We start from the raw sequence: 6,799 nt of genomic DNA, 5'->3' as shown, positions 1-6,799 counted from the left end.
GTCGAGGGCGTCACCGTCACCTCCCTGACCGTGACCGGCTTCACCGGGACCGGGGTGTTCGCCATGGGGACGGACAGGCCGGCCGTGCGGTGCTGTCGCCAGGTGGTGCTGGCGCCGTTGGAATTGAATAAAAGCCGCACATGAAATGCCGCACTGGTGATGTGGATCACATGGCGATGCCATTTTATTTCCTCTCCTCGCTTCTCTACTCTCCGGTAAGTTGTAAGTGCATTCGGGGGACGAGGGTGGTGTGCACTGTGGCGTTAAAAGCTGACCGGTTGTCGCTTCTGTCTGTTTCCCCTTCGCTACGTGGAACGCGGTCGAGGTACGGGGAGCTTCATGGCAGACGAAAAGGTACTTGCGGCGCAGAAATGGGCGAACGCTACCTACGGTGGCGTCCCGGGCTATGTGAAGTGTCCGGAGACCGGCACTACCGGCTGGGCCACCATGTACAGCCTCATCATGGGCCTGCAGTACGAACTGGGTATCAGTCCCGTCGTCGCCAATTTCGGTGACGGGACTCTCTCCAAGGTCGCCGCCCTCGGTCAAATCGGCGTCGGGTGGCAGAAAAACAAGAACATCGTCAAAATCATTCGGCACGGGTTGTTCTGCAAGGGCTACTGGGGCGGCGACATGAGTGTCACCTCCTTCGACCCCGTCGCGGCGTCCTCGGTGGACCAGATGAAGAGCGACATGGGAATATCCAAGGACGGCGGTGTCGTCCAGCCCAAGATGCTCAAGGCGATTTTGAACATGGACGCCTATGTGGTCGTGGCCGGCGGCACGGACAAGGTTCGCACCATTCAGCAGTGGCTGAACCAGCGGTATTGGCAGAAGAGCACATTCTCCATAGGCCCCGCGGACGGAATCTTCTCCCGTGACGTCCAGCAGGCCCTGATGAAGGCCGTACAGATCGAAGTCGGCATTCCCGAGAGCCAGGCCACCGGAAACTTCGGTTCGGGCACCCAGGCGGGCCTGAGGGCGAACCCGCAGGGTCCGGGGTCCTCCGGGGTCCTCATGCAGTTGTTCTCCGCCGCCTGCGTCTTCAACGAGCCGGTCGCGACCTCCCTCGAGGACGACCAGCGAACGCACTTCACCTCCTCCTGGGACGCCGACATCGACGGCTGGGTGCGTGGCTTCCAGAAGTTCTCCGCGCTCACCGACAGCAAAGGCAACGTCAGCGGCGTGGGCGACTACGCGACGTGGGCCCAGCTGCTGGTGTCCATGGGTGACCCGGACCGGAAGGTCGCCGCGTCGGACACCGCCTACAGCATCACTCCGTCGCGCGCGGCGAGGATGTACGCCGACGGCTATCGGTACGTCGGCCGCTACATCAACGAGGCGTCCTCGGGCGGCGGCTCCAAGATGCTGGAGGAGGGCGAACTCGCCGACATCTTCGCCGCGAACCTGCGCGTCTTCCCGATCTTCCAGGACAACGCCCGCGACTACGATGACTTCACCTGGTCCAACGGCTACGAGCACGGACGATGGGCCCACGACCAGGCCGTGCACTTCGGCTTCAACCGCGGGACCATCATCTACTTCGCCGTCGACTACGACGCCACCGTTGCCGACATGCCCAAGGTCGTCGAGTACTTCCAGGGAGTGGCCTCGGGCCTGGCGAGCAGGGGCAAGCGCTACATGTACGGCGTCTACGGCTCGCGCAACGTGTGCGCCCAGGTCACCAAGGAGACCTACGCCGCCTTCTCGTTCGTGTCCGGGATGTCCTGGGGATTCTCGGGGAACCTCGGTTTCCCGCTGCCGGGGAACTGGTCCTTCAACCAGATCAAGGAATTCAAGGTCACCAACGGATCCGACACCTTCTGGCTCGATGCCGACGCCCATCGGAAGGGATCGGACGAAGGGCAGAACAGCGTCAATCAACCGACCACTCCCGCGGACGGGTTCGTCACCTACATCTCCGGGCTGTACGACCTGGCCGTGGCGTACGGCCGCGGCAACCCCAACCAGCTGGTGATGGAGTACCTCCGCCACAAGTTGTACGGCGACTGGCAGTGGCGGATCCTGATCGGCGACCCCGACTGGGACTTCATCAGCTACGCCGAGGACCGCGGCGCCTCCATCACGCACGACCTCATGGACCCCTTCTCCGGCGTCTCACTCGGCACCGAGCATCTGATGGCCACGGCCAACGCGCATTTCGTCAAGGCCCAGCCGTCCGACGCCGGGGCCGTGAACGTGGGCGACGTCGGCGGGTGGGGAGGCGACCTGTTCACGTTCTACGGAGAGTGGCGGCGTGACAGCGACAGTTACTCCTCCGGTTACACGTACTGCAAGGAGAAGCTCGGAAAGATCGGGGTGAATTCCACCTTCTCCTACTCGGACCTGGTCGAGGATGCCGACGGCTATCTGCTCGCCCAGAAGGTCCGGGGCGGTGCGACCATCGTGCAAGCGGTGCGGGACCACTACACCGGTGCCGGCGGCGCCAAGCGGTTCCAGAACTACTACGCGGCCCGGTTCGGTAAAACCGTGGCACAGACGACCGCGCTGGCCCACGAGATGCTGGTGACCGAAGAGGAGCCGATCGCGGCCGGTCGCACGGCGCTGTTCAAGAAGTACGCCGGTGCGCTTTCCATCGGTCCCGGCGCTCTGCCGGCGAACAAGTTGAACGAGTTCTGCCAGGGCTTCGCCGAGGTGCTGGCCGGTCACGTCCAGGTCGAATAGCAGCTGGACCCCGACTCGGTCCGCTCGGTGAAAGGAGAGGCATCATGACGGTCGTCGTGTTGGCCACCACGGTCTTGGCCATCGGTGTTCTGATCGCCAAGGTCATCATGTTCTCGTGGACCAAGCGGGTGCTGCTGGCGGACGAGGCCCATGGGGCCCTGTCCGAAGCGGCGCTGCTCCTCGCGAGCGTTGCCTGGTTGATCAACATGTACGGCGTGATCTCGGTGTTCGGGGATCGTGGCCAGGCCGTCTCCTTTCTCCCCGCCCGTCAGGTCCGCCACACGGACCATGGCGTCATCAACCTTGTTCCCGCCTGGATCGCGCCCACCGTGGTGACACTGCTGGTCGCCGCGGTCCTCTGTCTCCTCCTCGCTGTGGGGCTGGCCGTACGGAGCGGGAAGATCCCATTCATCAGCCGGAAAGGATCCATGCGTTGAGAAACGCGTCCACAGGCCACCCCAGCCGTCGTCATGTCCTGAGTCTTGGGGCGGGCCTGGCCCTCGGGACCGCTCTCGTGACCACGTCCGCCGTACCCGCCTTCGCCGCTCCGCAGGAGCGGACATGGCGTGGGTCCCGCTCCGCGAACGGCTGGCCCCTCGTCGACCAGGCCGCCGAGCAGCGCCTGGAGGGTGCCCCCAACGTCCACGTCTCGCTGGTGGAGGGGGACGTGGCCACCGTACTGCTGTATGTGGCCCGCCGGTTCTCGTACGAGATCGACATGCTGCGCCCCGGCGATGTCCAGGGGCACAGCACCGACCGAGACGTCGTCACGGGCTTCGAGTCGAACCACCTGTCCGGCACCGCGATGGCGATCCGTCCGCTCTTCTACCCTCTTGGCGCGGACAAAGCCACCGGGATGACCGAGCAGGAGCGCACTGTTGTGCGGGACATTCTCGCCGACTGCGAGGGCGTCGTCGCCTGGGGAGGTGACCTCGACCCGGTGAAGGAGTCCCACTTCCAGATCGACGTCCGTCCGGGTGACGCCCGTCTGACCCGTCTGGCCCGTCGGATCCAGGGCTGGGACGCCACGCCCGGCCAGGGGGCCGGCAGTATCGACGCCTTCGCCCCGGCACGCATCCGCCGTGCCAAGAAGGCTGCGGCAGCCCGCTAGCGACAGAAGGACCGCCCCCGAGCAAGCTCCAGGGGCGGTCCTGTGCCGGTCGCGGAGTGCCGCGGACGCCCGCGAGAAAAGACGGCACGAGCCGACGGGGTCGGCGGTCCGCGTCCTGCGCCGGACTCGCCCTCACCGCGGCGATCCGGCACAACGGCAGGACCGGCCGGCCGATCTAGACCAGGACCACCGCGGGAAGCGACCCGCCCTCGATCGCCGTACGGGGCAGGTCGAGCGAGAACACCCGCTCCGCCACGGTGAGGATCCGCCGCTCCGGCTCCCAGTCGCCCGGATCGGCCGTCCCGTCCGGCAGCAGCATGCCCGCCTCCCGCATGGCCGGAACCAGGAACGAAGGATCGGCGCCGCCGATCTGCTCCGCCTCCACACCGGGTTCGAAGTCGGAGGCGATCTCCCCGTCGCGGGCGTGCACGAACCAGTACGGCGGGGTGCCGCTGTCCAACACCATGACCGCGTCCGTACCCCGGGAGACCCGCCGCAGGGTACGCCGGTCGGTGCCCTCGGCGCTCGCGGACTCCACGGCGAACGCCCAGCCGTTGCCGGTGCCGAGCCGGGCGACGGGTCCCTCGTCCCGAGCGAGCCGCAGGGCCTCGTCCGCGGACACCGACGGCAGGATCCGCTCGGGGTCCAAGCCCATCCGCCGTACCAGTTCCGGCACGCTCACCCCTCTGGCGAACGTGACGCAGTACGCGTCAAAGGCTTCCCGGATCCACGCGACGCCGTCCACGGAGTTCCCTGACCGTCGCCGTCACCCGCGCCTCGCTGTCACGTCTGGTTCAGCTCGAACCAGACCACCTTCCCGGTGCTCAACCGAGTCGCGCCCCACCGCCGAGCCAGCCGGTTCACGAGATACAGTCCACGCCCGCCCTCGTCGGTGGCCCGAGCCTGCCGCAGCCGCGGCAACTGGGGTACGTCGTCGCCCACTTCGCAGCGCAGGACATCCGTACGCAGCAGCCGTAGCGTGATCGGCCGGGTGGCGTACCGCACCGCGTTCGTCACGACCTCGCTGACCAGCAGCTCCACCGAGTCGCTGAGCTCCTCCATGCCCCAACGGGACAGCGCGCGGCGGGCCAGTCGGCGGGCCCGGCCGGGAGCCATCTCCTCCGGCTCCAGGAACCAGTACGCCACATCGCTGGGCGCGATCCCGTCGAAGCGGGCGGCGAGCAGCGCGATGTCGTCGTCCCGGTCGCCCGGGCCGAGCATGTCGAGCACCTCGTCGCACAGGGCTTCGAGCGGCGGCGGATGGTCGGGCCCGGTCAGCTGCGCGGTCGCGGCGAGCTTCTCGCGCAGCTGCTCTATGCCGGTCCACACGTCCCGCAGGCGCGACTCGACCAGCCCGTCGGTGTACAGCAGCAGGGTCGCTCCGGCGGGCGCGTCCAGCTCCACGGCCTCGAAGTCGACGCCGCCGACACCGATCGGCGCACCCGGCGGCACCCGCAGCACCTCGGCCCGGCCGCCCAGGTGCAGCAGGACCGGCGGGGGATGGCCGGCGTTGGCGATGGTGATCCGATGCGAGACCGGGTCGTAGACGGCGTAGAGGCAGGTCGCCATGCGGTCGGTGCCCAGGCGCTGCGCCTGCTCGTCCAGATGGTGCAGGACCTCCTGCGGGGGCAGGTCGAGTCCGGCCAGCGTCTGGGCCGTCGTCCGCAGCTGGCCCATGATCGCCGCGCTGGTCATGGAGTGGCCCATGACGTCACCGACGACCAGCGCGACCCGGCTGCCGGGCAGCGGGATCGCGTCGTACCAGTCGCCGCCCACCCGCGCGGTCTCGGCGGCCGGCAGATAGCGGGACGCCAGCCGCACACCGGTCGGGCGCGGCAGGGTCTCCGGCAGCATGGTGCGCTGCAACTCGTCGGCGATGTACGCCTCACGGCCGTACAGCACCGCCTTGTCGATGCCCAGCGCGCTGTGCGTGGCGAGCTGGGCGGCGACCAGCAGATCGTCCGGCTCGAAGGCGATCCGGTCCGGGCGGCGCAGGAACAGCGCGGCACCGATCACCCGGCGACGGCCGCGCAGCGGGGCCAGGATCGCGCGCCTGCCGGTCGGTACGGCGAACTCGCCGCCCTCACCCAGCAGCTCGGGCAGCGCGGCGCGCGCGGCGGGCGGGTCCGTGAAGACGGGACGCACCCCGCGCAGCACCTCGGCCAGCGCACTGCCGGGCCGCACCTCGCACAGCTCGGTGCCGATGGTGCCCAGCTCGGACGGGTCCGGCACCGGCACCGGCAGTATCCCGTCCTCCAGGTCCCGCTCCTGCGGGATCCGGTCGGTGCGGCGCAACCGCAGCACCAGCGGACCGACGGGCCGTTCGTCGCCGACCGGCAGCGGGTCGCGCAGATAGACGAGGATGGCGTCCGAGAACGTCGGCACGGTCGCCCGGCACAGCCCCATCACGATCTCGTCGAGGTCGAGGCCCCGGGCGATCCGCCGGGTCGCGGCGCCCACGAAGCGCAGCCGGTCCCCGTCCCGCCGCATCGGCGTGGGCGCACCCGGCGGCAGACTCTGCCCGGTCCGGCGCTCCGTGCCGTCCACGGTGTCGGAGGCCTCGGCGCCCGGCTGGAGCGGGATGCTCTCCTGGACGGGCCGAGGGCGGTGGGTGTCGGGCTCTGCCGCGGCCGGCTGGGAGTGCTCGGGGCCGGTGCCGGCGGGGTTGTTGTCCATGCCGCTCGATGTCGTCGTACCGGACGCGGACGTCGTACCGGGGGCGGCCGGCGGTGTGTCACCGGCGCGCGCCTGTACCGGTAAGACTCCGGCGCCGGGCGTGCACGACGGCGTGTCCGCGCCGTGGGGGTGGGACGCCGCCGCGGAGGCACGCAGAAGCGCCCCACGGCCGTCCGCGGGGTCGACGCCCGCCTGGGGGCGTTCGAAGGTCGGCTGCTCCGTCACGCGTGTCGAATCCGTCCGTCCGGGGCTGCGCGCCGCGCGCGCAGATGGTCCCGCCGAAAACCCGATACCCGGAATACATGTCCCTGGAACGGATTTCCCGCG

The 6,799-nt window shown here is 68.9% G+C and carries 5 protein-coding genes; 3 read left to right on the top strand and 2 right to left on the bottom strand.

Going from position 1 to position 6,799, the window contains the following annotated elements:
* The first annotated feature begins 339 nt into the window (after positions 1 to 339).
* From ABZ027_RS17430 to ABZ027_RS17420, 3 genes are all read left to right on the top strand, one after another.
* A complete protein-coding gene (locus ABZ027_RS17430) occupies positions 340 to 2,685 on the top strand; it encodes a glycoside hydrolase domain-containing protein (protein WP_356769065.1) in 2,346 nt (781 codons plus the stop codon).
* A gap of 44 nt (positions 2,686 to 2,729) precedes the next feature.
* The gene (locus ABZ027_RS17425) at positions 2,730 to 3,122 is read left to right on the top strand and encodes a hypothetical protein (RefSeq protein ID WP_356769063.1); all 393 of its coding nucleotides are present in this window, start codon (positions 2,730 to 2,732) and stop codon (positions 3,120 to 3,122) included.
* A 77-nt stretch (positions 3,123 to 3,199) separates the two neighbouring features.
* Complete coding sequence (locus tag ABZ027_RS17420) at positions 3,200 to 3,796, top strand: hypothetical protein (RefSeq protein ID WP_356769061.1); 597 nt, start codon at positions 3,200 to 3,202, stop codon at positions 3,794 to 3,796.
* A 175-nt stretch (positions 3,797 to 3,971) separates the two neighbouring features.
* On the opposite strand, the gene ABZ027_RS17415 is transcribed toward ABZ027_RS17420, so the two are convergent.
* Together ABZ027_RS17415 and ABZ027_RS17410 are read right to left on the bottom strand one after the other, a co-directional pair.
* Complete coding sequence (locus ABZ027_RS17415) at positions 3,972 to 4,541, bottom strand: DUF6461 domain-containing protein (protein WP_356769059.1); 570 nt, start codon at positions 4,539 to 4,541, stop codon at positions 3,972 to 3,974.
* 38 nt (positions 4,542 to 4,579) lie between these two features.
* Positions 4,580 to 6,697 carry a SpoIIE family protein phosphatase gene (locus ABZ027_RS17410; RefSeq protein ID WP_356769057.1) on the bottom strand — a complete coding sequence of 706 codons (2,118 nt, stop codon included), beginning with the start codon at positions 6,695 to 6,697 and terminating at the stop codon, positions 4,580 to 4,582.
* Positions 6,698 to 6,799: the final 102 nt, after the last annotated feature.

Source organism: Streptomyces sp. NPDC006332, assembly GCF_040612855.1.
Lineage (GTDB): Bacteria > Actinomycetota > Actinomycetes > Streptomycetales > Streptomycetaceae > Streptomyces.
The sequence above is the reverse complement of the archived record's forward strand: the minus strand, read 5'-3'. Positions and strand labels throughout refer to the sequence as shown.

Coding starts and splice junctions, on each gene's coding strand:
- ABZ027_RS17430 (WP_356769065.1), top strand. CDS start 340: ATGGCAGACGAAAAGGTACTTGCGGCGCAGAAATGGGCGAACGCTACC.
- ABZ027_RS17425 (WP_356769063.1), top strand. CDS start 2,730: ATGACGGTCGTCGTGTTGGCCACCACGGTCTTGGCCATCGGTGTTCTG.